General features: G+C 75.0%; 21 protein-coding genes. 11 read left to right on the plus strand and 10 right to left on the minus strand.

The features are described 5' to 3' along the window. The first annotated feature begins 105 nt into the window (after positions 1-105). Together QDR37_RS10870 and QDR37_RS10875 are read left to right on the plus strand one after the other, a co-directional pair. On the plus strand, positions 106-1,002 hold the full coding sequence (locus tag QDR37_RS10870; RefSeq protein WP_279713781.1) for an alpha/beta hydrolase: 897 nt from the start codon (positions 106-108) through the stop codon (positions 1,000-1,002). Next, positions 999-2,102: a glycosyltransferase family 1 protein gene (locus QDR37_RS10875; protein ID WP_279713782.1), complete on the plus strand. Its 1,104-nt coding sequence runs from the start codon at positions 999-1,001 to the stop codon at positions 2,100-2,102. Before QDR37_RS10870 ends, QDR37_RS10875 begins: the two co-directional genes overlap by 4 nt. Positions 2,103-2,105: 3 nt before the next feature. Here QDR37_RS10875 and QDR37_RS10880 read toward each other — a convergent pair whose 3' ends face one another. Together QDR37_RS10880 and QDR37_RS10885 are read right to left on the minus strand one after the other, a co-directional pair. Beyond that, a complete protein-coding gene (locus QDR37_RS10880; RefSeq protein ID WP_279713784.1) occupies positions 2,106-2,714 on the minus strand; it encodes a histidine phosphatase family protein in 609 nt (202 codons plus the stop codon). 34 nt (positions 2,715-2,748) lie between these two features. Beyond that, positions 2,749-3,621: a Sir2 family NAD-dependent protein deacetylase gene (locus QDR37_RS10885; RefSeq protein WP_279713785.1), complete on the minus strand. Its 873-nt coding sequence runs from the start codon at positions 3,619-3,621 to the stop codon at positions 2,749-2,751. A 57-nt stretch (positions 3,622-3,678) separates the two neighbouring features. Here QDR37_RS10885 and QDR37_RS10890 point away from each other — a divergent pair, with 57 nt between their 5' ends. Then, on the plus strand, positions 3,679-4,491 hold the full coding sequence (locus QDR37_RS10890) for an RNA methyltransferase (protein WP_279714853.1): 813 nt from the start codon (positions 3,679-3,681) through the stop codon (positions 4,489-4,491). A 38-nt stretch (positions 4,492-4,529) separates the two neighbouring features. Continuing rightward, positions 4,530-5,750, plus strand: a complete 1,221-nt coding sequence (locus tag QDR37_RS10895; RefSeq protein WP_279713786.1) for a D-alanyl-D-alanine carboxypeptidase — start codon at positions 4,530-4,532, stop codon at positions 5,748-5,750. Here the strand turns inward: QDR37_RS10895 and QDR37_RS10900 are convergent. Then, positions 5,731-6,585 (minus strand): SGNH/GDSL hydrolase family protein, encoded by an 855-nt coding sequence (locus QDR37_RS10900; RefSeq protein ID WP_279713787.1) that lies wholly within the window; start codon positions 6,583-6,585, stop codon positions 5,731-5,733. The two genes, QDR37_RS10895 and QDR37_RS10900, sit on opposite strands and share 20 nt — an antisense overlap. Positions 6,586-6,701: 116 nt before the next feature. Between QDR37_RS10900 and QDR37_RS10905 the strand changes: the two genes are divergently transcribed. The 3 genes from QDR37_RS10905 (at position 6,702) to QDR37_RS10915 (ending at position 10,643) form a co-directional block, all read left to right on the plus strand. Further along, positions 6,702-8,507: a DEAD/DEAH box helicase gene (locus QDR37_RS10905; RefSeq protein WP_279713788.1), complete on the plus strand. Its 1,806-nt coding sequence runs from the start codon at positions 6,702-6,704 to the stop codon at positions 8,505-8,507. A gap of 157 nt (positions 8,508-8,664) precedes the next feature. Further along, positions 8,665-9,579 (plus strand): MSMEG_6728 family protein, encoded by a 915-nt coding sequence (locus QDR37_RS10910; RefSeq protein WP_279713789.1) that lies wholly within the window; start codon positions 8,665-8,667, stop codon positions 9,577-9,579. Continuing rightward, positions 9,576-10,643, plus strand: coding sequence for a VIT1/CCC1 family protein (locus QDR37_RS10915; protein ID WP_279713790.1), 1,068 nt, complete (start codon positions 9,576-9,578; stop codon positions 10,641-10,643). The genes QDR37_RS10910 and QDR37_RS10915 overlap by 4 nt, the downstream gene beginning before the upstream one ends. Positions 10,644-10,779: 136 nt before the next feature. Here QDR37_RS10915 and QDR37_RS10920 read toward each other — a convergent pair whose 3' ends face one another. Further along, entirely contained in the window at positions 10,780-14,262 is a 3,483-nt protein-coding gene (locus QDR37_RS10920; RefSeq protein WP_279713791.1) for an error-prone DNA polymerase, read from the minus strand. A gap of 115 nt (positions 14,263-14,377) precedes the next feature. On the opposite strand from QDR37_RS10920, the gene QDR37_RS10925 reads away from it, so the two are divergent. Beyond that, a complete protein-coding gene (locus tag QDR37_RS10925; RefSeq protein ID WP_279714854.1) occupies positions 14,378-15,133 on the plus strand; it encodes a UdgX family uracil-DNA binding protein in 756 nt (251 codons plus the stop codon). A gap of 10 nt (positions 15,134-15,143) precedes the next feature. On the opposite strand, the gene QDR37_RS10930 is transcribed toward QDR37_RS10925, so the two are convergent. Together QDR37_RS10930 and QDR37_RS10935 are read right to left on the minus strand one after the other, a co-directional pair. Then, positions 15,144-16,682 carry a DNA polymerase Y family protein gene (locus QDR37_RS10930; RefSeq protein ID WP_279713792.1) on the minus strand — a complete coding sequence of 513 codons (1,539 nt, stop codon included), beginning with the start codon at positions 16,680-16,682 and terminating at the stop codon, positions 15,144-15,146. Further along, on the minus strand, positions 16,663-17,373 hold the full coding sequence (locus tag QDR37_RS10935) for a hypothetical protein (protein ID WP_279713793.1): 711 nt from the start codon (positions 17,371-17,373) through the stop codon (positions 16,663-16,665). The genes QDR37_RS10930 and QDR37_RS10935 overlap by 20 nt, the downstream gene beginning before the upstream one ends. Positions 17,374-17,463: 90 nt before the next feature. Here QDR37_RS10935 and QDR37_RS10940 point away from each other — a divergent pair, with 90 nt between their 5' ends. Then, a complete protein-coding gene (locus tag QDR37_RS10940; RefSeq protein ID WP_279713794.1) occupies positions 17,464-19,083 on the plus strand; it encodes a sodium:proton antiporter in 1,620 nt (539 codons plus the stop codon). Here the strand turns inward: QDR37_RS10940 and QDR37_RS10945 are convergent. Both QDR37_RS10945 and QDR37_RS10950 read right to left on the minus strand, forming a co-directional pair. Beyond that, on the minus strand, positions 19,080-19,421 hold the full coding sequence (locus QDR37_RS10945; protein WP_279713795.1) for a hypothetical protein: 342 nt from the start codon (positions 19,419-19,421) through the stop codon (positions 19,080-19,082). The two genes, QDR37_RS10940 and QDR37_RS10945, sit on opposite strands and share 4 nt — an antisense overlap. Positions 19,422-19,432: 11 nt before the next feature. Continuing rightward, the gene (locus QDR37_RS10950; RefSeq protein WP_279713796.1) at positions 19,433-21,133 is read right to left on the minus strand and encodes a RecQ family ATP-dependent DNA helicase; all 1,701 of its coding nucleotides are present in this window, start codon (positions 21,131-21,133) and stop codon (positions 19,433-19,435) included. Between the two features lie 87 nt (positions 21,134-21,220). Here QDR37_RS10950 and QDR37_RS10955 point away from each other — a divergent pair, with 87 nt between their 5' ends. After that, positions 21,221-21,982, plus strand: coding sequence for an ion channel (locus tag QDR37_RS10955; RefSeq protein WP_279713797.1), 762 nt, complete (start codon positions 21,221-21,223; stop codon positions 21,980-21,982). Here the strand turns inward: QDR37_RS10955 and QDR37_RS10960 are convergent. Then, positions 21,979-22,722, minus strand: a complete 744-nt coding sequence (locus QDR37_RS10960; protein ID WP_279713798.1) for a dienelactone hydrolase family protein — start codon at positions 22,720-22,722, stop codon at positions 21,979-21,981. The two genes, QDR37_RS10955 and QDR37_RS10960, sit on opposite strands and share 4 nt — an antisense overlap. 36 nt (positions 22,723-22,758) lie before the next feature. On the opposite strand from QDR37_RS10960, the gene QDR37_RS10965 reads away from it, so the two are divergent. Further along, a complete protein-coding gene (locus QDR37_RS10965; RefSeq protein WP_279713799.1) occupies positions 22,759-24,168 on the plus strand; it encodes an MFS transporter in 1,410 nt (469 codons plus the stop codon). Positions 24,169-24,176: 8 nt separating this feature from the next. Here the strand turns inward: QDR37_RS10965 and QDR37_RS10970 are convergent, their stop codons facing one another. Then, positions 24,177-25,667 carry a CYTH and CHAD domain-containing protein gene (locus QDR37_RS10970; protein ID WP_279713800.1) on the minus strand — a complete coding sequence of 497 codons (1,491 nt, stop codon included), beginning with the start codon at positions 25,665-25,667 and terminating at the stop codon, positions 24,177-24,179. Positions 25,668-25,699 lie beyond the last annotated feature (32 nt).

The following is a 25,699-nucleotide window of genomic DNA, read 5'->3' on the forward strand; positions in this document are numbered from 1 at the left end:
GGACGTGCAGCAGGTCGTCGAGCGAGCGTGAAGGACGAGCCGTTCCGCCGCCACGCGCTCATCCTAGGAGGGCGCCCCCTGGCGCTTTCCTTAGGCTGATCGTCCGTGAAGGTCGTCCCCTCCCCGTACGCGTCCCGCCTCGCTCGCACCCCCGTGCGCCAGCACGAGATCGACATCGACGGGGCCTCCGCCTCGTACTGGGAGTACGGCACGCCGGGGGCGGGGCCGACGCTGCTCTTCGTGCACGGCTTCCGCGGCGACCACCACGGCCTCGAGCCGGTCATCGCGTTCCTGCCGGGCGTGCACATCATCGCGCCCGACCTGCCGGGCTTCGGGCTCTCCGAGCCCCTGCCGGGCGAGCACTCGATCGACGGCTACGCCGCCTGGGTGCGGGCCTTCGGCGCCGCGCTCGGCCTCGACGGCTCCGCGATCGTGCTCGGGCACTCGTTCGGCACGATCGTCGTCGCCCGGGCGCTCGCCGCGGGGCTGCCCGCGGCCCGCGCCATCCTCGTGAACCCGATCGCGGCCCCGGCGCTCTCCGGGCCCAACGCGCTCGGGACGCGCCTCGCGAACCTCTACTACTTCGTCGGCGGCATGCTGCCGGAGTCGGTCGGCGGCGCGCTCCTGAAGAACCGGCTCGTCGTGCGCGGCTCCTCGATCGTGCTCGCGAAGACGAAGGACAAGGCGCTGCGCCGCTGGATCCACAACCAGCACGACCGCTACTTCTCCGGCTACGCGAACCGGCGCGTCGTGCTCGAGGCGTTCCGGGCGAGCGTCGGCCACGACGTCACCGAGTGGGCCGCCGAGCTCCGCCTCCCGGTGCACCTCGTGGCCGCGGAGCACGACGACATCACGTTCGTGAAGGACGTCGAGCAGCTGCAGCGGCTGCTGCCCGACGCGACGCTCACCGTGATCCCCGACGTCGGGCACCTCGTGCACTACGAGACGCCGGAGGCGGCCGCGCGCGAGATCGCCCGCGTCGCCGCCGTGCCCGTCGGATGAGCGAGCCGCTCCGGATCGTCGTCGACTGCCGCTACGTGCGGCGCGACGGCCGCCACGACGGCATCAGCCGCTTCGCCGCCGGCATCGCCACCGGGCTCGGCGGACTCGTCCCGATCACGATGCTCATCGACGACGAGCGGCAGCTCGCGCTGCTGCCGGACCTGCCCTGGGTGCGGACCAGGCCGCCGGCGTCGCCGCTCGAGCCGCTCATCCCGCGGGTGATCAACCGGCTGCGCCCCGACGTCGTGTTCAGCCCACTGCAGACCTCGGGCTCGGTCGGTCGCCGTTACGGGCTCGTGCTCACGCTGCACGACCTCATCTACTACCGGCACCGCACCCCGCCGACGGAGTTCGCCTGGTGGGTGCGGCTCGGCTGGCGTCTGCTCTACCTCAGCTACCTGCCGCAGCGGCTGCTGCTCGACCGGGCCGACGAGGTCGTCACGGTGAGCGAGGCGGTGGCCCGCGAGATCCGGGCGCACCGGCTCACCAGGCGTCCGGTGAGCGTGGTGCCGAACGCCGCGGACGCCGCGCCGCTGCCCGCCGCCGCGCCGGGGGAGCGCGAGCGCTCGCTCGTCTACATGGGCGCCTTCATCGGCTACAAGGACGTCGCGACCCTCGTGCGGGCCGCCGCGCTGCTGCCCGGCTGGACGCTGCACCTCGCGAGCCGGATCGGACCCAAGGAGCGCGCGGCGCTCGAGCAGGTCGCCGCGACGGCAGGGGGCGCCGCCCTCGTCTTCCACGGCGGAGTCGACGACGACACCTACTCGGCGCTCCTCGACCGGGCGACGGCGCTCGTCTCCGCGTCCCGCGACGAGGGCTTCGGCATCCCGGTCGTCGAGGCGATGAGCCGCGGGGTGCCGACCGTGCTCTCCGACATCCCGATCTTCCGCGAGGTGGGCGGCGACGCGGCGCTCTACGCGCCCGTCGGCGACGCGGCCGCCTTCGCGGCGGCCGCCCGGCGGCTCGAGGACGCGGAGGAGTGGCGGGAGCGCTCCGCCGCGGCGCTGCTGCAGGCCGGCCGGTTCAGCTGGGAGGCGTCGGCGAGGCGCCTGCTGCCCGTGCTCGAGCGGGCCGCCGCGACGTACCGGCGACGCCGGTAGCGCTCAGTCGCGGGTGCGGACCGGCTCGGCCGGCGGCAGCAGGTCGGCGGACCACGGCCGGCCCGCGAACGACACGAGCTCGAGCTCGCCGTCGGTCACGCGGAAGACGTGGTCCGAGCCGTTCTCGATGCGCACGCCGTGCTCCGGCCAGACCCAGCGGGTCGCGTCGCGGACGACGCTGCCGATGACGCCGCCGTGGCTCACCACGAGCACCCGCTGGTCGGGGTGCCGCTCGGCGAGCGCGAGCAGCGCGGGCTTCACCCGCTCGAGCACCTGCTCGCGGCTCTCCTGCGCCTCGAGCCGGCCGCCCCAGCGGGCGTCGATCTCCGGACCCGTCATCCCCTCGGCCTCGCCGTAGTTCCGCTCGACGAGCGCGTCGACGAGCTCGACGCCGGGGAGGCCGACCTCGTCCGCGATGATCCGCGCCGTCTCCGCCGCCCGCGAGAGCGGGCTCGCGACGATCGCGTCCCAGCGCTCGGCGGCGAGCCGGCGCCCGGCCTCGCGAGCCTGCCGCCGGCCGGTCTCGTTCAGCGGGATGTCGGTGAGCCCCTGGACCCGGTTCGTGCGGTTCCACTCGGTCTCGCCGTGGCGGACGAGGACGAGGTCGGTCATGCGGGTCCTTCCTGGCGGGACCTTCGACCCTAGTTCAGGCGTTCGTCCCGGCGGGCTGGAGCGCATGCCGCAGCGCGACGAGGAACTCGGTGGTGCCGGTGTCGAGCTTGACCGTGGCGACCCGGTCGCCCTTCGTCCCGCCGCGATTGACGACGACGATCGGCAGCCGCCGGCGGCGCGCCTGCTCGAGCAGCCGGATGCCGCTGTTCACCGCGAGCGACGAGCCGGCGACGAGCAGCGCGTCGGCCCGGCGGACGATCGCCGCCGCCTCGGTGAACCGCTCGGAGGGCACGAACTCGCCGAAGAACACGACGTCGGGCTTCAGCACGCCGCCGCAGACCGTGCAGTCGGGCACGACGAAGCCGCTCACGTCGCCGACGTCGGCGTCGCCGTCCGGGTTGAGCCGGAACGGCGTCCCGCTCACGAACCAGCCGTTCGCCGCCTCGATGCGCGCGGCGATGCTCGACCTGGCGAAGGTCTGCCCGCAGTCGAGGCAGTTGACCCGGTGCACCGAGCCGTGCACCTCGACGACGTGCCGCGACCCGGCCTTGCCGTGCAGGCCGTCGACGTTCTGCGTGACGACGCCGGTGACGCGACCCGAGGTCTCGAGGGCCGCCAGCGCCTCGTGGCCGGCGTTCGGCTCGGCAGCGGTGAACCGCTGCCAGCCCAGGTAGCTGCCCGCCCAGTAGCGCTGCCGGAACGACTCGCCCGACAGGAACTGCTGGATCGTCATCGGGTCGCGCGGCGCGGAACCCTTGCCGCGGTAGTCCGGGATGCCCGAGTCGGTGCTGATGCCGGCGCCCGTGAGCACGGCCACCCGGCCGGAGAGCAGGGGAAGGGCCTCCTCGAAGAGGATCCCTCCGGGAGCGGACTCCGTCGCGGCCCCCGCGTCGGCGCCTGCGAGCATGGGGCCGAGCATAAACCGGGCACCCGACCGCCCCGGAAAAGACGAAGGAGATCCGCGCTGCGCGTGCTGCCCCTACCCGAGTCCGGGCTCGACGACCCCGCGCTCGACGACTTCGTGCGGCTCACCGACGTCGCGCTCCGGCGACGGCTCGAACCCGCCGGCGGCCTCTACCTCGCCGAGTCGACCAAGGTGATCGCGCGCGCGCTCGCCGCAGGGCACGTGCCGCGCGCCGTGCTCACCCGCGCCGAGTGGCTGCCGCAGCTCGAGCCGTTGCTCGAGCAGTACCCCGACGTGCCCGTGCACGTCGGCGAGGACGACGTGCTCACCCGGCTCACCGGCTTCCACCTGCACCGAGGAGCGCTCGCCTCGATGCACCGGCCGCCGCTGCCGTCCGTCGAGACGGTGCTGGCGGACGCCCGCCGCGTGGTCGTGCTCGAGGACGTCGTCGACCACACGAACGTCGGCGCGATCTTCCGCAGCGTCGCCGCGCTCGACGCGGACGCCGTGCTCGTCACCCCGCGCTGCGCCGACCCGCTCTACCGCCGCAGCGTGCGGGTGAGCATGGGCGCGGTGCTCCAGGTGCCGTGGACGCGGCTGCCGGAGTGGCGCGAGGCCGGTCCGCTGCTCGCCGCCGCCGGTTTCCGGATCGCCGCGCTCGCGCTCTCGGACGACGCGACCGACCTCGACGACCTCGCCGCGGACCCGCCCGAGCGGCTCGCGCTCGTGCTCGGCACCGAGGGCGACGGACTGAGCCGCGCCGCGCTGCGGAACGCGGATCTGGTGGTCCGGATCCCGATGGCGCACGGCGTCGACTCGCTCAACGTGGCCGCCGCGGCCGCCGTCGCGCTCTGGGCGACACGCGTCAGGTGACCCCCGATCGGGGGCGGCGGATCCCGTACCCTTCTGCGGTGCCGACCGCCGAGACGCCGAACTTCGCCGTGCGCCGGCTCTTCGTCACGATCCTCACCGTCTTCATCCTGATCGTCGCGATCGGGGTGCCCGTCGCCGTGCTCGGGCCCGTGCCGCAGGCCGCGGCCACCGTTCCCGCCGCCCAGCCGACGACGACCCCGGCGGCGAAGGTCGTCTTCCCGTCGTTCGGGCACGCCGCGGTCGGCGTCGTCGGGATGCCCGGCGTGCTCGCGACCTCCGGCAGCCAGGCGCCGCGGCCGATCGCGAGCATCACGAAGGTCGTCACCGCGCTGGTCGTGCTCGAGAAGAAGCCGATCGAGGGCAAGGGCGACGGTCCGACGCTCACCTTCACCGAGCGCGACGTGGCCTACCTGTCCGACGTGATGGCGCAGGACGGCTCGTCCGAGCCCGTGCAGGCCGGTTGGAAGATGCCGGAGCGCCGCGCCATCGAGACGATGCTCATCCCGTCGGCGAACAACTACGCCGAGTCCCTCGCGGTCTGGGCGTACGGCTCCGTGCCGACGTACCTCGCCGCGGCGCGCGCGTTCCTCAAGGCCCACGGCCTCACGCACACGACCCTCGTCGACACGAACGGCCTGAACGGGGGCGACCGCAGCACGCCCGGCGACCTCGTCGCGCTCGGCAAGCTCGCGCTCGCCTCCCCGGTCATCGCCGCGGCGGTCAAGCAGTCGGTCGCCACCGAGCCGAACGTCGGGCAGATCCAGAACACGAACGCGCTGCTCGGCACCCTCGGGGTGAACGGCATCAAGACCGGCACGACGGATCAGGCGGGTGCCTGCCTGCTGTTCTCCGCGCAGGCATCGGTCGGCTCGCGCACCGTCGAGATCGTGGGCGTGATCCTCGGCGCCCCGACGCATGCGCAGCTCGACGCGACCGTGCCGGACCTGCTCACGAGCGTGCGCAAGGGCCTGCACGACGTGACGCTCGCCGCGAGAGGTCAGTCGCTCGCGATCTACCACACCAAGTGGGGCGGGGTCGCGAAGGCGGTCGCGAAGACCGACGCCGACGTGCTCGTGTGGGGGCGGCAGACGGTGCTGCGCACGGCGAGCGTCGCGCCGATCCGCGGCGGGAGGAAGGGGCAGGCCGTGGGCACCGCCGTCTACCGGATCGGTTCGCAGTCCGTGCCGGTGACGCTGGTCCTCGACCGCTCGGTGCTCGCCGCGCCGTTCTGGTGGCGGCTCACCCACCCGCTCCGCTGAGGTCGCGCTCGAAGCCGGGACGCTTCGGCTGCACGGCGTCGCCGGAGGAGACCCGGCGGATGCGCCGGACGACCCAGGGCACGAGGTGCTGCCGCGTCCAGGCGAGGTCGTCGACCCGCGCCTCGCGCCACGTGCGCACGGCCCGCGGCTCGGGCCTGCTCGGCTCGAGGGCGTGCTCGACGCCGAGCAGGTCGAGCACCATCCGCGCCACCTCGTGGTGGCCGAGCGGGTTCAGGTGCAGCCGGTCGTCGCACCAGTGGTCGGCGGTCTGGATCGCGCGCAGCGACCACTGGTCGGCGACGAGCGCGCCGTGCTTCGCCGCGAGGCCGCGGAGGTTCTCGTTGTAGGTCGCGATGCGGCCGCGGATCCGGCGGAACACCGGCGAGAAGCCGACGTCGACCCCCGTGAAGAGCACCAGGGTCGCGCCGGTGGCGACGAGGCGGCCGAGCGCGGGATCGAGGCGGGCGGCGAGGGCGTCGGGATCGCCGAAGCGGATCACGTCGTTGCCGCCGCCCGAGACCGTGATGAGGTCGGGCTGCAGCGCGACCGCCGGCTCGACCTGCGCGTCGACGATCTGCGCGAGCAGCTTGCCGCGCACGGCGAGGTTCGCGTACGCGAAGTCGGGCACCTGGGCGCCGAGGACCTCCGCCACCCGGTCGGCCCAGCCGCGCAGGCCGCCCGGGCTCGCCGGATCGGGGTCGCCGACGCCTTCGGTGAACGAGTCGCCGATCGCGACGAATCGGCGCCACGGCACGCCGGGGCCGCCGCTCTCGACCTGCCGGGCCTCGCCCAGGTCGATGCCCGAGACGGGCACCTCCTCGATCACCTCGTCCATGCGTCCTCCGGCATCGATTATGGGCGGCTCGCGCGCGTACCCCGGTCCAGGAGAAACGCCCGAGCACCGGGTGCCTCGGCGTGTCCACCGGGGCCGGGTTAGCCTTCCTTCCGCCCATGACGTCCAGCGCACTCTTCGATGCCGCGCCCGGCGCCCACCAGGCCGCGAACCTGCCTCCCGCGTTCCCCGACCGCGCTCCCCGCGGGTCCGCGCCGAAGCTGCGGCAGTGGCAGGAGGAGGCGCTGCGCCAGTACTTCGAGCGCGAGCCCCGCGACTTCCTCGCCGCCGCGACGCCCGGCGCCGGCAAGACGACCTTCGCCCTGCGGCTCGCGAAGGAGCTGCTCGCCCGCGGCACCGTCGACCGGGTCATCGTGGTCGCGCCGACCGACCACCTGAAGCGCCAGTGGGCCGAGGCGGCCGAGCGCGTCGCGATCCACCTGAACCCGGTCTTCCGCAACGCGGACGGCTGGCTCGGCCGGCACTGGCACGGCGCCGCGCTCACCTACGCGCAGGTCGGCGTCGACGCGGCCGTGCACCAGCGGATCACCGAGCAGGCCCGGACCCTCGTGATCCTCGACGAGGTGCACCACGGCGGCGACGCGCTCAGCTGGGGCGACGCGATGCGGCAGGCGTTCGGGAACGCGACGCGGCGCCTGCTGCTCACCGGTACGCCGTTCCGCAGCGACACCGCCCCGATCCCGTTCGTCAGCTACGCGCCGGATTCCGACGGCATCCGCACGTCGATGGCCGACTACACGTACGGCTACCGCCGGGCGCTCGAGGACGGTGTCGTGCGCCCGGTGCTGTTCCTCGTCTACTCGGGCTCGATGCGCTGGCGCACCTCCGCCGGCGAGGAGATGAGCGCGAGCCTCGGCGAGGCGACGACGAAGGACATCACGGCGCAGGCGTGGCGCACCGCGCTCTCGGCGGAGGGGGAGTGGATCCCCGCCGTGCTGCAGGCCGCCGACCAGCGCCTCACCGAGGTGCGGCGGCACGTGCCCGACGCGGGCGGCCTCGTCATCGCCTCCGACAAGACCGCCGCCCGTGCCTATGCCGCGCTGCTGCAGACGATGACGGGCGAGCCGGCCACGGTCGTGCTCTCCGACGAGAAGGAGGCGAGCGACCGGATCGCCGCGTTCTCCGCCGGCACCTCGCGCTGGCTCGTCGCGGTGCGGATGGTCTCCGAGGGCGTCGACGTGCCGCGGCTCTCCGTGGGGGTGTACGCGACGAACGCGTCGACGCCGCTCTTCTTCGCCCAGGCGATCGGCCGCTTCGTGCGGGCCCGCAAGCGGGGCGAGAGCGCGAGCGTCTTCCTGCCGAACGTGCCCGTGCTGCTGAAGCTCGCCGAGCAGCTCGAGCTCGAGCGCGACCACGCCCTCGATCGCCGCGAGGACGGCGACCCCGACGAGAACCGCGGGCTCGACGAGGACGCCCTCACCGCCGCGAACCGGCTCGAGAAGGCGTCCGAGTCGCTCACGCTCGACGGCTCGTTCCAGGCGCTCGGCAGCGACGCGAAGTTCGACCGGGTGCTCTACGACGGCGGCGAGTTCGGCTTCGAGGCCGAGGTCGGCAGCGAGGAGGAGCTCGAGTTCCTCGGGCTTCCCGGGCTGCTCGAGCCCGACCAGGTGCGCGACCTGCTGAAGCATCGGCAGGCGCGGCAGCAGAAGCGCTCGACGCGCGCCGCGCCGCCGTCGGCGCCCGCGCCGGGGCCGCTGCAGGACATCCCCCTGCACCGGCGGCTCAAGGAGCAGCGGGCCCTGCTGAACGACCTCGTCGGGCTCTGGTCGCACCGCACGAACGCGCCGCACGGCTCGATCCACTCCGAGCTGCGCCGGCTCTGCGGCGGTCCCGCGGTCGCCCAGGCCTCGCCGGAGCAGCTGCAGGCGCGCATCGACCTGCTGCGCCGCCGCATCAACGGCTGACCCCTCCACGTTCGCGGATCCGGAGTTCTGACGCGGATCCGGAAGAACTCGGCGACACGCCGAGCCGGGGGCCACGGAGACGGCGTGTCGCGCAGGAACTCCGGACCCGCGAGAGATTTCCGGATCCGCGAAGGTGGCGGCCGTATCGTCCCGGGCGATGCAGACCTTCCTGCCGTACCCGTCGTTCGCCGAGAGCGCGGCCGTGCTCGACAGCCCGCGCCTCGGCAAGCAGCGCGTCGAGACCCTGCAGATCCTCCGCGCCCTGATCGTGCCCACGTACGGCTGGCAGCGGCACCCCGCCGTGCAGATGTGGCGCGGCTACGTCCCGGCCCTCACGGCCTACGGGCTCGTGATGACCGACACCTGGCGGGAGCGCGGCTACGGCGACACGGTGCGCGACCAGCTCGTCGAGTTCGCGCCGGAGGTCGACGGCCGCCCCCAGGACGAGCTCGCCGCCGACGGGCTGATGCCGCCGTGGCTCGGGAACGAGGAGCTGCACCGCAGCCACCGCTCGAAGCTGATCGCCAAGGACCCGGCCTTCTACGGCCCCGCGTTCCCCGGCACTCCTGACGATCTCGACTACCTCTGGCCGCACCCGGACCACGCCGCGCCGACCGTCCCCGACGAGCCGCTCTGGGTGCTCCGCGTCGACGACCTGCCGACGTGGCGCGAGGCGGGCCTCGTCGGCATCCCGCTGCTGAACCCGCGGGCGACGCTCCGCGCGCAGCCGCCGGATCCGGAGACCGGCGAGGAGCAGCCGCCCGTCCTCCGCTCGTCGCCCGCGTGGCGGCAGCAGCTGCAGCAGCTCGAGGAGCGCCTCGAGCCCGGCACGGTCGTCGGTGTGCTCGGCGAGGACCCGGGCCTGCTCCACCTCGCCGAGATCACCGGCCCGCTCGCCACCGTCACGATCGACGGGGTCGACTTCGCCGCGCGGGCCGCCCGCTGGGAGGGCAACGTGGAGCGGAGCGCGCTGCCGGTGCCCGCTGCGCTGCAGAACCCGCGGCGGCTGTTCGCCGTCGAGCCGCCCCGGAGCCGGGACCCCTTCGCCGCGGCTGCGATACTGCATCCATGACCGACGTCCGCCGGCCGACCTCCGAGCAGGTGCGTCGCTGGCGGGGGTACCTGGCCGACGAGCGCGCCGAGGCCGCCGTCTACCGGGACCTCGCCTCGCGCCGCACCGGCCCCGACCGCGAGATCCTGCTCGAGCTCGCCGACGCCGAGGGCCGCCACGAGCAGCACTGGGTCGAGCTGCTGGGCGGGGAGGCCACGCGGCCGACCCGGGTCGGCCTGCGCACCCGACTGCTCGGCTTCCTCGCCCGCCGGTTCGGCACCGTCTTCGTGCTCGCGCTGCTGCAGCGCGCCGAGGGCCGCTCGCCGTACGCGGACGAGCTCGACGCGACCCCGCAGATGGCCGCGGACGAGCGGATCCACGAGGAGGTCGTCCGCTCGCTGGCGATGCGGGGCCGCAACCGCATCTCGGGCACGTTCCGCGCGGCGGTGTTCGGGGCGAACGACGGCCTCGTCAGCAACCTCGCGCTCGTGCTCGGTGTGGGCGCCACGGGCGTCGACACCCGCGTGGTGCTCTTCACGGGTGTGGCCGGGGTGCTCGCGGGCGCGCTGTCGATGGGCGCGGGCGAGTACGTCTCGGTGTCGTCGCAGCGCGAGCTGCTGCGGGCGTCGACCCCGTCGGCGGCGTCGCGGGCGGCGCTGCACCTCATCGACCTCGACGAGAACGAGGTCGCGCTCGTCTTCCGGGCGCGCGGCATGTCGGCGGCCGAGGCGGATGCCGAGGCGCGGGCGCTGCTCACCGAGCGCCGGTCGTCCGGGTTGCCGGACGACGAGGTCGACGTGGAGACGATCGGCACGCCCTTCGGCGTCGCCCTGTCGAGCTTCGCCTTCTTCGCCTCGGGCGCGATCGTGCCGATCCTGCCGTACGTGTTCGGCATGTCCGGCCTGCCCGCGGTGCTGCTCGCCGCAGCCCTCGTCGGCATCGTGCTGCTGTGCTCCGGCGCGGTCGTCGGGCTGCTCTCGGGCGCGCCGATGGTGGCGCGGGCGCTGCGGCAGCTGTCGATCGGCTGGGGTGCGGCCGCGGTCACCTACCTGCTCGGCCTCGGCTTCGACGCCCTCACGCACTAGCCGACGCCGCGTCCGGCCGACGCGCGGTAGCCGTGGCGTCGCGCGGTACGCATGCGTACCGCGTCATGCCACAGCTACCGCGCGACGAGGGCGAAGGTGAGGGCGAAGGCGAGGGCGAGCGGCGAGGGCGAGGGCGTCAGCGGAAGTCGCGGGAGGCGTGCCGCACGCCGAGGACGAGCCGCTCGAAGCGGTCGGCGACGATGTTGACGACGCCCTCGGGCGAGCGCTCGAGGATGCCGCGGACGATCATCGACGGCGCCTCGCGGGCCACCCGCCGGTAGCGCTGCCACACGCCGACGCTCGCGATGACGTTGATCATGCCGGTCTCGTCCTCGAGGTTGAGGAACGTGATGCCGCTCGCCGTCGCGGGCCGCTGCCGATGGGTGACGACCCCGCCGACCTCGATGCGCCGGCCGGTCTCGGTGCTGCGCAGCTGCAGCGCGGTGAGCACCCCGCGGCGCGCCAGGTCGGGCCGCACGTGCGCGAGCGGGTGGTCGTCGGGCGAGATGCCGGTGGCCCAGAGGTCGGCGGCGACCAGGTCCATCGCGGTCGGCTCGGGCAGCAGCGGCGGCTGCACCGAGATCGAGGTGTGCGGCAGGTACTCGGGCCGCTCCTCGGCGGCGGGACCGGCCTCCCAGAGCGCCTCGCGCTGGTTCAGCCCGAAGCCCGAGAAGGCGCCGGCGGTGGCGAGCGCCTCGAGCTGCGCCGCCGAGAGCCCGACCCTTCGGGCGAGGTCGCGGAGCCCCGAGTACGGCCCGGCCGCCTCGCGCTCGAGCACGATGCGGGTCGCGAGCGCCTGCCCGATGCCGGTGACGCCCGCGAGCCCCAGCCGGACCGCGAACGCGCCGTCGCGCCGGTGCTCGGCGTCGCGGACGGGCGCCTCGCGGTCGAACCGCGGTGGCACCGGCGGCTGCTCCGGGTCGAGGCACCGGTCGCTGCCGCCGACCGGACGACGGAGATCCTGAGTCTCGGCAGCCGGATGCCGATCCAGGCCGGTCGTGCGGGGCGACTCCGTCGTCCGGTCGGCGTCGAGCGGCTCGAGGCCCGCGTCGGCGAGCGAGGCGTTGATGTCGGGGCGCCGCACCTGCACGCCGTGCCGCCGCGCGTCGGCGGTGAGCGAGGCGGGGGAGTAGAAGCCCATCGGCTGCGCCCGCAGCAACGCGGCGAGGAACACCCCCGGGTAGTGCAGCCGCATCCACGCGCTCGCGTAGACGAGGAGCGCGAAGCTGAGGCTGTGGCTCTCGGCGAAGCCGAAGTTCGCGAACGCCTGGATCTTCAGGTAGATCTCGTCGGCCGTCTCCGGGTCGATGCCGTTCATGGCCATGCCCGCGTAGAGCTTGTCGCGGAGCGACTCGATGCGCTCGATGCCCCGCTTCGAGCCCATCGCCCGGCGGAGCAGGTCGGCGTCCTCGCCCGTGCAGCCGCCCACCGCCATCGCGGTCTGCATGAGCTGCTCCTGGAAGATCGGCACCCCGAGCGTGCGGGAGAGCACCGGCTCGAGCAGCGGGTGCAGGTACGTGACGGGCTCGTCGCCGAGCCGCCGCCGCACGTACGGGTGCACCGCGCCGCCCTGGATGGGGCCCGGGCGGATCAGCGCCACCTCGATCACGAGGTCGTAGAAGCGCCGCGGCTGCAGCCGCGGCAGCGTGCCCATCTGCGCGCGGCTCTCGACCTGGAACACCCCGACCGTGTCGGCGCGGCACAGCTGGTCGTAGACGCCCGCCTCCTCCTTCGGGATCGTCTCGAGCGTCCACCGCTCGCCGGTGTGCTCGGCCGCGAGGTCGAACGCGTACTGCAGCGCCGCGAGCATGCCGAGGCCGAGCAGGTCGAACTTCACGAGGCCCATCCACGCGCAGTCGTCCTTGTCCCACTGCAGCACGGTGCGGCCCTCCATGCGCGCGTGCTCGACGGGCACCACCTCGCCGACGGGCCGGTCGGTGAGCACCATGCCGCCGGAGTGGATGCCGAGGTGCCGCGGGAAGGTGAGCACCTGCGAGGCGAGGTCGACGACGGGGGCGGGGATGTCGTGGTCGTCGCTCTGCGTGAACCCGCCCCAGCGCTCGATCTGGCGGCTCCACGCGTCCTGCTGCCCGGTCGAGGCGCCGAGCGCCTTCGCCATGTCGCGCACCGCGTTCTTCGGCCGGTACGTGATGACGTTGGCCACCTGCGCCGCGTTGCGCCGGCCGTACCGCTCGTAGACGTGCTGGATGACCTCCTCGCGGCGGTCGGAGTCGAAGTCGACGTCGATGTCGGGCTCCTCGTCGCGGAGGCTCGACAGGAACCGCTCGAACGGCAGGTCGAAGAAGATCGAGTCGACCGCGGTGATGCCGAGCAGGTAGCAGACCGCCGAGTTCGCCGCGGAGCCGCGGCCCTGGCAGAGGATGCCGCGGCTCTTCGCGAACTGGACGATCTCGTGGACGATGAGGAAGTAGCCGGGGAAGTCCTTCTCCTCGATGACGGCGAGCTCGCGGTCGATGCGGGCGAGGTCGGCTGGTGAGGCGCGCGGGTACTTCACGGGCACCGCGTCGAGCACGAGCCGCCGCAGCCAGCTCATCGGCGTGTGCCCCTCCGGCACCGGCACCTTCGGCAGGCCCGGCTTCAGGCTCTTCAGCGCGAACCGGGTCTCGGCCGCGATCTCGAGGGTGCGCTCGACCGCGCCGGGGTAGCGGGCGAAGCGGAGGCGCTGCTCCGCGCCGCTGCGCAGGGGTGACGGGGCGGCGGGCAGCCAGCCGTCCATCTCGTCGAGGCTGCGCCGGGCGCGCACCGCCGCGAGCGCCGAGGCGAGCCGCCGCCGCTCGGGCGACGCGGCGTGCGCGTTCGCGGTGGCGACCACCGGCAGCCGCCGCTCTCCCGCGAGCGCGAACAGCGCGTCGTTCGCCGCCGCGTCGAGCGGGGCGCCCCCGTCGAACAGCTCGACGACCACCGCGTCGCGCCCGAACGCGTCGACGAGCCGGTCGAGCTCGCGGGCAGCGGCAGCGGGATCGAGCCCGGACTCCGCGACGAGCGCCTGCCGCACCCGCCCCTTGCGGCAGCCGGTGAGCGCGATCACGTGCCCCGCGAGCCGCTCGACGAGCGACGCCTCGTCGTACACCGGCCTGCCCTTCTCGGCGCCCGGCGCGAGGTGCGCCTCGGTCATCGCGGCGGCCATCGCGTGGTACCCGGCCGCGCCGCGCGCGAGCAGCAGCAGGTGCGAGCCGTCCGGGTCGGGCACGCCGTTCTGCGGCGCGCCGAGCCCGAGGGAGAGCTCGGCGCCGAACACCGTGTCGACGGGGTGCTGCTCGGCGGCCTCGGCGAGCCGGACGGACCCGTAGAAGCCGTCGTGGTCGGTGAGCGCGAGCGCTGCGAGGCCGAGCCGGCTCGCCTGCTCGAGCAGCTCCTCAGGGGAGGAGGCGCCGTCGAGGAAGCTGAAGTTCGAGTGCGCGTGCAGCTCGGCGTACGGCACCGCGTCGACCGCCGGCTCGGGCGGCGGCACGTCCTGCGCCCGGTAGGGGTGGCGCTTCAGCGACCAGGCGGGGCTGTCGCCGCCGTCCGCGGCGACGGGTGGGCCGCCCGGCCGCCGGGAGTCGGACAGGCGCCGCTCGAACTCCGACCAGGGGATCGGGGGGTTGCTGTAGGCCACGGCAGCAGTATCGAACACGTGTTCGAGAAGCGCAAAGGGAAACGCTGATCAGGGGCCGAATTACATCGGTGGCATTCGGGGCCGACCAGCCTATGCGCCCGGAAGGCCGACCGCGATCCGGCGCGCGGGCCGGGATCGGCACGGAGCGCCCGCTGCCGCCCGAGAGGCCGGAGCACGGTCGGCAGGCGCCGTGGAGGGCCGCGCCGTACGGTGGCCGCGGAGGCCGACGATGACCGAGATCGAGCGCCCCGGGGCGCAGCAGTGGGTGCCGGAGGGCGCGGACATCCCCGCGCTGCGCGAGGCGGCGACCGCCTGCCGCGGCTGCGAGCTCTGGGAGCCGGCGAGCCAGGTCGTGTTCTCGGCGGGGCCGCCGTCGGCGTCGATCGTGATGGTGGGGGAGCAGCCCGGCGACCAGGAGGACCGGCGTGGCCAGCCGTTCGTCGGGCCGGCCGGCACCCTGCTCGTGCAGGCCATCCGGGACGCCGGCATCGACCCCGCGAGCGTCTACCGGACGAACGCGGTGAAGCACTTCCGCTTCGAGCTGCGCGGCGCCCGGCGGCTGCACAAGACGCCCGAGACGGTGCACATCACCGCCTGCCGGCCGTGGCTGCACGCCGAGCTGCAGGACCTCGCGCCGCAGATCGTCGTCGCCCTCGGCGCGACCGCGGGACGGAGCCTCTTCGGCCGCCCCGTGCGCATCGGCGCCGAGCGCGGCCGGGTGCTCGAGGGCGCGATCCCCGACTCGACCGCCAGGTCGCTGCTGACGGCGCATCCGTCGTCGGTGCTGCGGATGCAGCGCGACCCCGGCTACGACGCCGCGTACGAGTCGCTCGTCACCGACCTGCGCACCGCGGCGGCGGTGGTCGGGTAGTGCGGCAGCCCTAGTCGTAGCGGGCCTCGGCCCACCAGCCCCCGTCCTCGAAGCAGACGAGCCAGGCCGAGCCGTCGTCGGCCGCGATCTGCATGCGCGACAGGCTGCGCGCGCCCTGCGGATCCCACCAGCGCTCCTCGACCGGCCAGGGGCCCGCCCACGCCGTGATCGCCGCGTGGCCGCCGTCCGGCGCCGTGAAGCCCGCGGGCGGCCCGGACGGCAGCCCCCGCTCGTCGACGGAGACGGAGACGCCCGCCGGGTCGACGAGGCGCACCTCGGGCCGGTCCTCGAACACCGTCGCGGGGCTGAACCCCGGCAGCCGGCCGGGCCACGGCCGGTCGGCGGGCCGCGCGGGCGCACGCCGCTCGCCCCACGGCGCGAGCACCCGCCGGTCGGCGACGAGCCGGCCGCCGCCGACCTGCGCCGTGAGCACCGCCTCGTGCCCGAGCAGGCTCTGCACCCGCGACAGGGCGTGGTGGATGCGCTCGTCGGGACCGCCGCCCCAGAGCCCCTCCTCGTGGCTCGCGGCGAGGTCGACGCTGTCGGGCACGAGCCGCACCGACGTCACCGGCGCGGCGAGCCCGGCGCCCTGCAGCTGCCAGCGCACCCGGTCGATCACGTCGAGCGGCGTGAACGAGCGCGGGTGCAGCCAGGTGCGGGCGTGGCCGCCGCCGTCGTCGGCGGTGAGCTCGACGAGGAGGCCGGTGAGCACGAGCCGGTCGGCCGCGAGCCCGTCGAGCAGCGCCTCGGCGGGCTGCCGCAGCGCGAACGCGATCTGGTCGACGCGGTCGAGCGGCGGCTCGAAGTTGACCTGCCGCGCGTACTCCTTCGGCTTGACCCGCGGCACGAGCCGCCGCGGGTCGAGGCCCTGAGCGACCCGGTGCGCCGCCTCACCCTCCGGTCCGAACCGGTCGCGCACCTGGTCGGCGTCGAGCGCCGCGAAGGCGCCGAGGGAGCGGATGCCGAGCTTCGCGAGCACTGCCGTGACCTGCGGCAGGCCGATCAGCGACACCGGCAGCGGGGCGAGGAACGCGGCGCTGCCGCCCGGGGGGACGAGCCGGACCCGGGTGGCGGGGTCGGCGGTGCGCGCCGCCTGCTCGGCCGCGAAGGGGCCGTCGGCGATGCCGGCGCGCGCCTCGGGCACGCCCGCGTCGGCGAGCAGGCCGAGCGCCGCCTCGGCCGCCGCCTGCTCGCCGCCGAAGTAGCGGGTGGGTCCCTGCGCCCGGATCACGACGACGCCCGGCCGGACGACCTGCACGGTCGGGATGCCGGCCTCGAGCGCGACGAGCACCGGCTCGAACCGGCGGGCGTCGGCGGCCGGGTTCGCGGGCAGCACCACGAGGGTCGCGCAGCGTGACTGCGCCTCGCGGATGCGCAGCCCCCGCCGCACCCCGGCGGCGCGCGCCGCGGCCGAGCAGGCGGCGACGAAGCCCTTCTCGATCACGGCGATCTCGGCGTCCCGCGGGGCGCCGGCCTCGGCCGCCGCCGCTCGGACGGGCCAGTCGGGGCACCAGAGGACGAGGGTGCGCTCAGGCGCGGAGGACGGCACGGGTCGCCTCCTCCTCGAGCAGGGACGGCTCGAGATCGGTCGGGACGACCGAGTCGAGGCCCCAGCCGTCGTCGCGCATGCGCAGCCGGTGCCGGGTGCGGATCTGCCGCGAGGTGACCGCGACGACCGCGTCGCGGCCCGCGAGGTAGCCGGTGCCAGTGCCGATGCCGGTCCAGTCGCTCGACTCCACCTCGAGCACCGCCTCGGCCTGCGGCCAGGTGCCGAGCACCACGAGAGTCGCGCCGCGCTGCCGCAGGCGCGACGCGAGCCGGGCGGTCTCGCCGGCGGAGGCGGCGCGTGGCGGCTTCACGACCACGAGCGGCAGCACCTCGGCGACCTGCGCGGTGACGGAGAGCCACTGCTCGCCGGGGCGCGGCACGAGCACGAGCCGGTCGAGGTCGACGCCGAGCCCCGCGGCGGCCTCGATGCCGAGCTCGGGCATCCCGACGACCCCGCACCAGCCGCCCGCGGCCCCCGGACCCGCGAGCAGCAGCATCGCGAGGGCGGGGGAGCCCGGCACCGAGTAGGCCGCCCCCGCCTTCAGCGCGCCCCCGGGCAGCAGCGGCGCCACGGCGGGATGCGTCGGCAGGGTCCGGGCGCCGAGCCCGGTCGCCTGCATCGCCCGGATGCGGGCCTGCAGCTGCTGCACCGTCTCGGCCCGGTCCTCGCTGGGCAGGGCGGAGAAGGGCACGCCTCATCTTCGAACACGTGTTCGAGAGGGCGCAAGGGGGCACGCCGGTAGGCTCGGGGTCGTGCCGGCCGCCGCTCCGACCACGATCCCATGACGTTCACCGCCGGGATCGCCTGGACCCTCGCCGCCGTCCTGCTCGTCGTCGGGGTCACCGGGCTCGCCCGCAGGGTGGGCTGGTCGGCGCCGCTCGTGCTCGTCGCCGTCGGCGTCGGGGCGGCGTTCCTGCCCTGGGTGCCGGAGGTGCGCCTCGAGCCCGAGGTCGTGCTCACCGGCGTGCTGCCCGCCCTGCTCTTCGCCGCGGCGCTGCAGACGCCGTTCACCGAGGTCCGCTCCCGCGGCGACTCGATCCTCACCCTCTCGGTCGGCCTCGTCGTCTTCTCGGCCTTCGCCGTCGGCGTCGTCGCCTGGGCGCTCGTGCCGGGCCTCTCGCTCGCCGCGGGGGTCGCCTTCGGCGCGATCCTCGCCCCGACCGACGCCGTGAGCGTGAACGCGATCGCCGGCTCCGGACGGCTGCCTCGCCGGCTCGCGACCCTGCTCGAGGGCGAGGGCCTGCTGAACGACGCCACCGCGCTCGTCACGCTGAACAGCGCCCTCGTCGCGATCACGGACCCGATCGGCCCGCTGCAGGTGCTCGCGAACTTCGCGCTCGCGGTCGCCGGCGGTCTCGTCATCGGCGCGGTGGCCGCGGCGCTGCTCGTGCGCCTCCGCCGTCGCCTCAAGGCGCCGGTGCTCGACACCTCGCTGTCGCTCGCCGCGCCGTACGTCGCCTACCTGCCCGCGTCCGCGATCCATGGCTCGGGCTTCCTCGCCGTCGCGCTCGCCGGCATCTGGCTCGGCAACCGGGCGCCGTCGTTCCAGTCGGCCGAGTCGCGCATCGCGGAGCGGATCAACTGGCGCACGGTGTCGTTCCTGCTCGAGAACGGCGTCTTCCTGCTCATCGGACTGCAGCTGCCGGCGATCGTCCGGGCCGCCGCGCGCACCCGGATCGGCCTGCTGCAGGGCGCGCTGCTCATCGCGGCCCTCTACCTCGCGATGGTGCTCGCCCGCTACCTCTGGGTCTACGGCGCGACGCTGCTCTACCGCTTCGGGCCCGAGCGCTTCCGTGAGCGCCGCTGGGACTGGCGCACCGCGTTCGCGATCTCGTTCACCGGCGTGCGCGGCGTCGTGACGCTCGCCGCGGTGTTCCTGCTGCCGGCCGACGAGATCCCGGCGGCGGGCTTCCTGCAGCTCGCCGCGTTCTGCATCGTGGTCGTCTCGCTGCTGCAGGGGCTCGGCCTCGCCCCGCTCGTGCGCCGGCTGCGGCTGCCGCTGCCGAACCCCGAGCAGGACCGCGTGCAGATCCGCACGCTCGTCGCCGAGGCGCAGTCCGCGGCCATCGAGCGGCTCGAGACGGAGATCACCGAGGACGACCCGCAGGAGCTCGTCGCGAGCCTGCGGCAGACCGCCGAGTACCGGCGGGTCATCGGCAGCGACGAGGCCGCGATGAGCGCGCAGCCCGACGCGTACGCCCGGCTGCGTCTGCTCATGCTGCAGTCGGAGCGGTCCGCGGTGCTCGACGCACGGCGCGAGGGCCGCTACGAGGAGAGCGTGATCGAGGCGGTGCTCGGCGACTTCGACTCGATCGAGTCGGCGCTGAAGCGCTCGGTGCGGCGCGACTTCCCGAAGGCGACGGCGCCGCCCCTGCAGCTCACGCGGCTGCGGCGGCGCTAGGCCTGATCGTCGAGCCCGACCACCTCGTCGTCCGCGAGATCGTTGTGGGGAAGGATCGGCTCGACCTCGCCGGGCGCCCCACCCGTCGGGCCCTGGTTCGCGTCGCCGGCGCCCGGCAGCACGGTCTCGCCGGCGACGGCGTCGTTCGTGACGGTGTCCATCGCCTCGGCGCGCAGCCGGAGCGGGTCGGCGGACGCCGAGACCTCGTCGTCGGAGCCGTCGTCGGGCAGCGCCGCGTCGTCGTCGAGGTCGCTGCTCGTGTCGCCGCCGGGGATCCCCGTGATCGGGTCGGCGGAGCCGAGGTCGTCGTCGGGGCCCTGCGTGTTGGGGTCGCTCATGCTCGACGACGTTAGGCGGCGGCGCCTGAAGGATCCGTCACGGTGAGCAGGCCGTGCTCCTGCACGGCGGGGATCGACAGCACCCGGTAGCCCTCGGACTCGAAGAAGACCGTGATGCGGTCCTCTTCGACGCCCATCACGCGCCCGTCGCCCCACTCGGCGTGGTGCACGGGCGCGTCGACGGGGAAGGGCTGGTCGCCGGACTCCGGCGCCCGCTCGTCGGCGTACCGCTCGGCCTGGCCGCTCTCGCAGTTGTCGCAGGCGCCGCAGAGCCCGGTCTCCTCGTCGCCGAAGTAGGCGAGCAGGTACTGCCGGCGGCACTGCGTCGTCTCGGCGTACGAGCGCATCATCGCGAGGCGCGACTGGTCGATGCGCTGCCGCGACTCGGCCCGCTCCTGAGCGGCGGCGACGGCCTCGTCGAGGTGGATCTCGTCCTGCAGCGGCAGCGCGCGCCCCTCGACGATGCGGAGCACGCCCGCCTCCTCGAAGAGGTTCGCGAGCGAGGTCGCGCGCCGCACGCTCATCCCCGCCTGCGCGGCCGCCTCCTTCAGGTCGGCGGTGGTGCCGAGCGCTGCGAGGACCTTCTTGAGATCGCCCTTCCTCGGCACGGTGGCCGTGAAGAACGTGCGGAGGCCGAGGTCCTCCTGGCGGTAGTGCAGCACGGCCCTCGCCGGATCGCCGTCGCGCCCGGCGCGGCCGAGCTCCTGGTAGTACTCGTCGACGCTCTCCGGTGGGGCGTCGTGCAGCACGAAGCGGATGTCGGCCTTGTCGATGCCCATCCCGAACGCGCTCGTCGCGACCATCACCGCGGCCTCCCCGCCGGCGAAGGCCTCGTGCAGCGCCCGGCGTCGCTTCGCCGGCAGCGCCCCGTGGTAGCCCTCCGCGGCGACGCCCCGCCCGGCGAGGGCCGCGGCGTACTCCTCGGTGTCGCGGCGGGTGGCGACGTAGACGAGCCCCGGGTGCTCGGAGCCCGCCGCCTCGTCGAGCAGGGCCTGCCGCTTCTCCGACGCCTCGGCGTGCCGGACGACCGCGAGGTGGATGTTCGGCCGGTCGAAGCCGTGGGTGAGGATCCGGACGTCGTGCATCCGCAGCCGGTCGATGATCTCCTCGCGCACCGGGCGTGAGCCGGTCGCGGTGAGCGCGAGCACCGGCGGGCGCCCGATGCGCTCGGCCACCTCGCCGAGCCGCAGGTAGTCGGGCCGGAAGTCGTGTCCCCAGGACGACACGCAGTGCGCCTCGTCGACGGCGAACAGCGACACGTCGGCGCGCGCGAGGCGCTCGACGACCTCGTCGTTCGCGAGCTGCTCGGGGGAGAGGAAGAGGTAGCCGAGCTCGCCCGAGTCGAGCTGCTCCCAGGCCCGCTCGACCTTCCCCTGCGGCACCGTCGAGTTCACGATCGCGGCCGGACGCGTACCGGGTGTCTCGTCGAGGTGCCGCAGCTGGTCGGCCTGCAGGGCGATGAGCGGCGAGACGATCACCGTCGTGCCGGGCAGCATCGCCCCCGCGATGCGGTAGGCGGCGCTCTTGCCGTACCCGGTCGGCATCACCCCGAGCACGTCGTGGCCGTTCAGCACGGCGGCGACGCAGCGCTCGAGGCCGGGCCGCAGCGGGTCCCAGCCGAACACGTCGCGGGCGACGCGCTCGATCTCGGCGCCGCGGCGCCCGGAGGCCTCGCTGCGCATCGTCTCGATCTCGATCTCGGTGTCGGTCATCGCGGCGATCCGACCATGTGGGCCTGGGTGCCCGCCCCTCCGGTCCCGGGCGTTCCGTGTCCGCCACCCGGTCCCTACACTCCGGGCATGGCAGGGCGGCTCACGCAGGAGCAGTGGCGCAGGCGCACCGACTGGCCGATCACGCTCGCGGCGCTGCTCTTCCTCGTCGTCTACTCGGTGAGCGTGCTCGCCGACCTCCACGGGGGCGCGGCGGAGGTCGCCGAGTGGACGATGTGGGGGATCTGGATCGTCTTCGTCATCGACTACGTGGTCATGCTCGCGCTCGCGGAGCACCGCCTGCTCTGGTTCGCGCAGCACGTGCCGCAGTTCCTGGTGGTCGTGCTGCCGATGCTTCGGCCGCTGCGGCTGCTGCGGCTGCTCACCCTGTTCGACCTGCTGCGCCGCGCCACCGGCACGTGGCTGCGGGGCCGGGTGACGGGGTACGTGCTCGGTACGGCGGCGCTCCTCGTCTACCTCGCCTCGCTCGCCGAGCTGGAGGCCGAGCGGCACGCGGCCGGCTCGCAGATCCGCGACTTCGGCGATGCGCTCTGGTGGGCGTGCGAGACGGTGACCACGGTCGGCTACGGCGAGCGGGTGCCGGTGACGCTCGAGGGGCGTCTCGTCGCGGTCGGGCTCATGGTGGCGGGCCTCGCCCTGCTCGGGGTGATCACCGCGACGATCGCGAGCTGGATGGTCGAGCGGGTCGCGGACGCCGACCGCGCCTCCGAGGCCGTGACGGCCCAGCACGTCGACGCGCTCGCCGCGCGGGTCGAGGAGCTCACCGCGCAGATCGCCGCGCTGCAGGAGCGGCTGCCCCAGGATCCGCGCGGCGGCCCGCCGACCCGCTAGCCCGTCGCGCCCAGGTGCTGCCGGAAGAAGCCGTCGATGCGGCGCCACGCGTCTGCGGCGGCCTCCAGGGCGGGGTCGAGGTGGAGCACCTGCTGCATCACGAGATCCAGCACGGCGTTGCCGGTCCGCGGCGGCTCGTCGTCGAGGAACGCGTGCCCGGCGCCCGGGTACTCCTTCACGTCGTGCGGCACGCCGTGCCGCACGAGGGCCGCCTCGAGCCGCGCGGCGGACCCGCGCAGGCTGAGGTCGCGGGCGCCGTAGGAGCCGACCATCGGGCACGCGCCGACCAGGTGCTCGTCGAGCCGCCGGGGGAGCCGGCCGTAGCTCACGCCCGACGCGCCGTACCCCGTGCCCTGCGCGAGCAGCAGCGCGAACGCGCCGCCCATGCAGAAGCCGAGCACCCCGACGCGCCCCGTGCAGTCGTCGCGGCCGGCGAGCACCCGGCGGGCCGAATCGACGTCGTCGAACGCGCGGCCCGCGCCGCGGACGAGGTCGCGGAAGGTGGCGCGGAGGCAGCGACGCGGCCCGCCGTCGGCGAAGAGGTCGGGCATCAGCACGACGAACCCGGCTGCGGCGCACCGCTCGACCTGACGGCGCATCACGTCCGTCACGCCGAACGCCTCGTGCACGATCACGATGCCGGCCCAGGGGCCGTCGCCGTCGGGCACGCCGAGCACCCCGGTCAGCCTCGGGCTGCCGGCCCGGATCGTCGGCAGCGGCACGTCTCCGAGGCTCGGCACGCGCCCATCCTGCTCCGCGGGCCGATACTGATCCCGATGAGCGAGGCGACGGTTCCGGCGACCGCGACGGGACCGGCCGCGCAGCGCCTGCTCTGGGCGGCGATCCTCGCCTCGTTCGTGGCGTTCCTCGACGGCTCGATCGTGAACATCGCCCTCCCCGCGATCGACCGCGACCTCCACGGCGGGGTGGTGCTGCAGCAGTGGGTCGTCGACGGCTACCTGCTCACCCTCTCGGCGCTGATCCTCGTCGCCGGCGCCGTGTCGGACCGCTTCGGCCGGCTGCGCGTGCTGCGGATCGCGGTCGTCGCGTTCACCGTCACGAGCCTGCTCTGCGCGATCAGCCCCACGGGCGTCGTGCTCGTGATCGCGCGGCTGCTGCAGGGCGTCGCGGGAGCGCTGCTCGTGCCGGGGTCGCTGTCGCTCATCATCGCGACGTTCGAGGGCGACGCGCAGGGCCGCGCGATCGGCCGCTGGACGGCGTGGACGAGCGTCTCGTTCCTGGTCGGGCCGCTCGTCGGCGGCCTGCTCGTCGACGCGGTCGGCTGGCGGAGCGTCTTCGCGCTCTCGGTGCTGCCCGCGCTCGGCGCGCTCCTGCTGCTCGGCCGCGCCCGCGACGAGGCGCGCACCGAGGAGGCGGCGCGGTTCGACGTGCTCTCCGCGGCGCTCGCGGCGCTCGGTCTCGCCGGCGTCGTCACCGGCCTCATCCAGCTCGGCGCCGAGCGGAGCACGCTGCCACCGTGGGCGGGTACCGCGCTGCTCGTCACGGGCGCCGTGCTGCTCGTCGGGTTCGTGGTCGTGGACCGCCGCACGACGGCGCCCCTCGTGCCGCCGGCGCTCTTCCGGTCGGGCAACTTCGCGGCCGGCAACGCCGCGACGCTGTTCATCTACGCGGGCCTCAACCTGCTCGGCTTCGTCCCGGCCCTCTTCCTGCAGCAGGTCGTGCGGCTGCCCGCGACGGCCGCCGCGCTCGTCGGTCTGCCCTCGACGGTGCTGATGATCCTGCTCTCCGGCCGGTTCGGGGCGCTCGCCGGCCGGTTCGGGCCGCGGCTGTTCATGACCGTGGGACCGCTCGTCGCCGCGACCGGCGCGGTCGTCATGTCGTTCGTGCGCTCACCCGAGGGCGCGGTGCCGCTGCTCGTCGCCGGCGTGGTGCTCTCCGGGATCGGCGTCGCGGCCACGGTCGCGCCGCTCACGGCCGCGGTGCTCGGTGCCGTGCCCGCGTCGGAGAGCGGCATCGGCTCCGCCGTGAACAACGCCGTCGCGCGGGTCGCCGGACTCGTCGCCACGGCCTGCGTCGGCTTCGTGCTCGGCGGCGTCGTCGCCGTGCCGGGCTTCATCCGGGCCTCGCTCGTCACGGCCGCGCTGCTCGCCGCGGGCGGCCTCGTCTCGCTCGCCGGGATCCGCAACCCGCCCCGGAGCGCGGCGGGTCGCCCCGGGGACGGGTAGGCGGCGCGCTACCGGGCGGCAGCGGCGAGCTTCGCGACGGCCCGGTCGATGCGGGCGCGGAGCCGGTCGAGCTCGCGGCCGCCCCGCTCCGCGACCACGCCGTAGACGTAGGCGTTCTCGCCGTCCGCCGCGGCCCGCTGCGACACGAACGGCAGCTCGTCGACGAGGAGCGCGAGGTCGCGGTGCCGGCCGATCGCGTCGTGGACGCGCTCGGCCCGCCGCGCGAGCCGTCGCAGCGAGGAGCCGCGGCTGAGCAGCCCGGCGTCGTCGAGCGACTCGATGAGGTAGCGGGCGCGCTTCGCGGCCTTCCGGGCGTCGTGGAGCGCCGACAGCGACTCGTCGAGATGCCGCGAGCGGCGCGCGGCCCGGCCGACCGCCGCGGTGGCGAGACGGGGGAGCAGGTCCGGGGGCTCGAGCGCGTCCGGCCCCGACGGCAGGGTGCGGGCGAAGGCGTCGAGGTCGGCGAGCAGGTCGAGGTGCGCGTCGGCCCGGAAGGCGGCGACGGCGCGACGCTGCGCCTCGGCGGCCCGCTCGTCCGCCGAATCCACGAGGCGGCGCCGCGCCGCGTCGATGCCGGGCACCGTCGCCGGGAGCGCGTCGAGCAGGGCGGCGGCGGTCGCCGCGGCGACGGTGGCGTCACGGGCGTCGCCGAGGGTCGCGCCGACGAGGCGGAGGCGGTCCCGCAGCCGGCGCCCCGCGGGGCCGACCACGTCGTCGAGGGCGAGGAGGGCGCGGAGGCGCCGCACGGTCTTGCGCATCCCGTGCACCGCCTCGGCGCCGCCGTGCTGCAGCGCGAAGGCGTCGCGGTGCAGCTGCTCGACCTGGGCGGCGATCAGGCGTCGCACCGCTTCGCCCGCGGTGCTCGCGGCAGGCGGCTCCTCGTCGCCCGTCTCACCGAGCGCCTGCGCGAGCTTCGACGGGCTCACCGACGGCCGGGCGCCCGCCGAGAGCAGCACCGGCTCGAGGGCGTCGAGCAGCCGCGCGGAGACCGCGGGGGCATCGCCGACCTGCTCCGCCTCCCACTCCCGCCAGGCGCGCAGCACGCCGCGGGCGACGTCGGTCGCCCGCACCACGTCGTCCGCGAACTCGACCCGCTCGGTCCCGGTCGCGTCGACGAGCAGCACGGCGGTGCGGGTCGTCTCGATGCGGGCGATCGGCTCGAGCGCGGCGTCCCGCACGCGGGAGCGCACGGCGTCGAGCACCGCCGGCGGCGGCGTGTCGGGGGAGCGCTCGTCGATCTCGCCGTGCACCTCGGTGCGCCCCACGGCCGCAGGCAGCTTCACGTGCCAGCCGGAGTCGTGACCGCCGCGGCGGCGGCGGAGCGCGATGCGCGCGCGGGCGAGCACGCGGTCGGCGGTGTCGAAGTAGACGGCCTCGAGGTGCGCCGCAGCGACCGGCCGTGCCTCTGCCACCCCCGGCACCTGCGCGAGGTCCGGGACCACCGCGGCCTCGCCCACCGCGTACTTGCGCTCGATCTCGGCGTGGTGCCCGTCGGTCATGGCGAGCATCCTCCCGCACCGCGGGGAGGGCG

The organism is Amnibacterium sp. CER49 (assembly GCF_029846255.1).
GTDB lineage: Bacteria > Actinomycetota > Actinomycetes > Actinomycetales > Microbacteriaceae > Amnibacterium.

Coding starts and splice junctions, on each gene's coding strand:
- QDR37_RS10875 (WP_279713782.1), top strand. CDS start 999: ATGAGCGAGCCGCTCCGGATCGTCGTCGACTGCCGCTACGTGCGGCGC.
- QDR37_RS10880 (WP_279713784.1), bottom strand. CDS start 2,714: ATGACCGACCTCGTCCTCGTCCGCCACGGCGAGACCGAGTGGAACCGC.
- QDR37_RS10885 (WP_279713785.1), bottom strand. CDS start 3,621: ATGCTCGCAGGCGCCGACGCGGGGGCCGCGACGGAGTCCGCTCCCGGA.
- QDR37_RS10900 (WP_279713787.1), bottom strand. CDS start 6,585: ATGGACGAGGTGATCGAGGAGGTGCCCGTCTCGGGCATCGACCTGGGC.
- QDR37_RS10905 (WP_279713788.1), top strand. CDS start 6,702: ATGACGTCCAGCGCACTCTTCGATGCCGCGCCCGGCGCCCACCAGGCC.
- QDR37_RS10910 (WP_279713789.1), top strand. CDS start 8,665: ATGCAGACCTTCCTGCCGTACCCGTCGTTCGCCGAGAGCGCGGCCGTG.
- QDR37_RS10915 (WP_279713790.1), top strand. CDS start 9,576: ATGACCGACGTCCGCCGGCCGACCTCCGAGCAGGTGCGTCGCTGGCGG.
- QDR37_RS10940 (WP_279713794.1), top strand. CDS start 17,464: ATGACGTTCACCGCCGGGATCGCCTGGACCCTCGCCGCCGTCCTGCTC.
- QDR37_RS10945 (WP_279713795.1), bottom strand. CDS start 19,421: ATGAGCGACCCCAACACGCAGGGCCCCGACGACGACCTCGGCTCCGCC.
- QDR37_RS10950 (WP_279713796.1), bottom strand. CDS start 21,133: ATGACCGACACCGAGATCGAGATCGAGACGATGCGCAGCGAGGCCTCC.
- QDR37_RS10955 (WP_279713797.1), top strand. CDS start 21,221: ATGGCAGGGCGGCTCACGCAGGAGCAGTGGCGCAGGCGCACCGACTGG.
- QDR37_RS10965 (WP_279713799.1), top strand. CDS start 22,759: ATGAGCGAGGCGACGGTTCCGGCGACCGCGACGGGACCGGCCGCGCAG.
- QDR37_RS10970 (WP_279713800.1), bottom strand. CDS start 25,667: ATGACCGACGGGCACCACGCCGAGATCGAGCGCAAGTACGCGGTGGGC.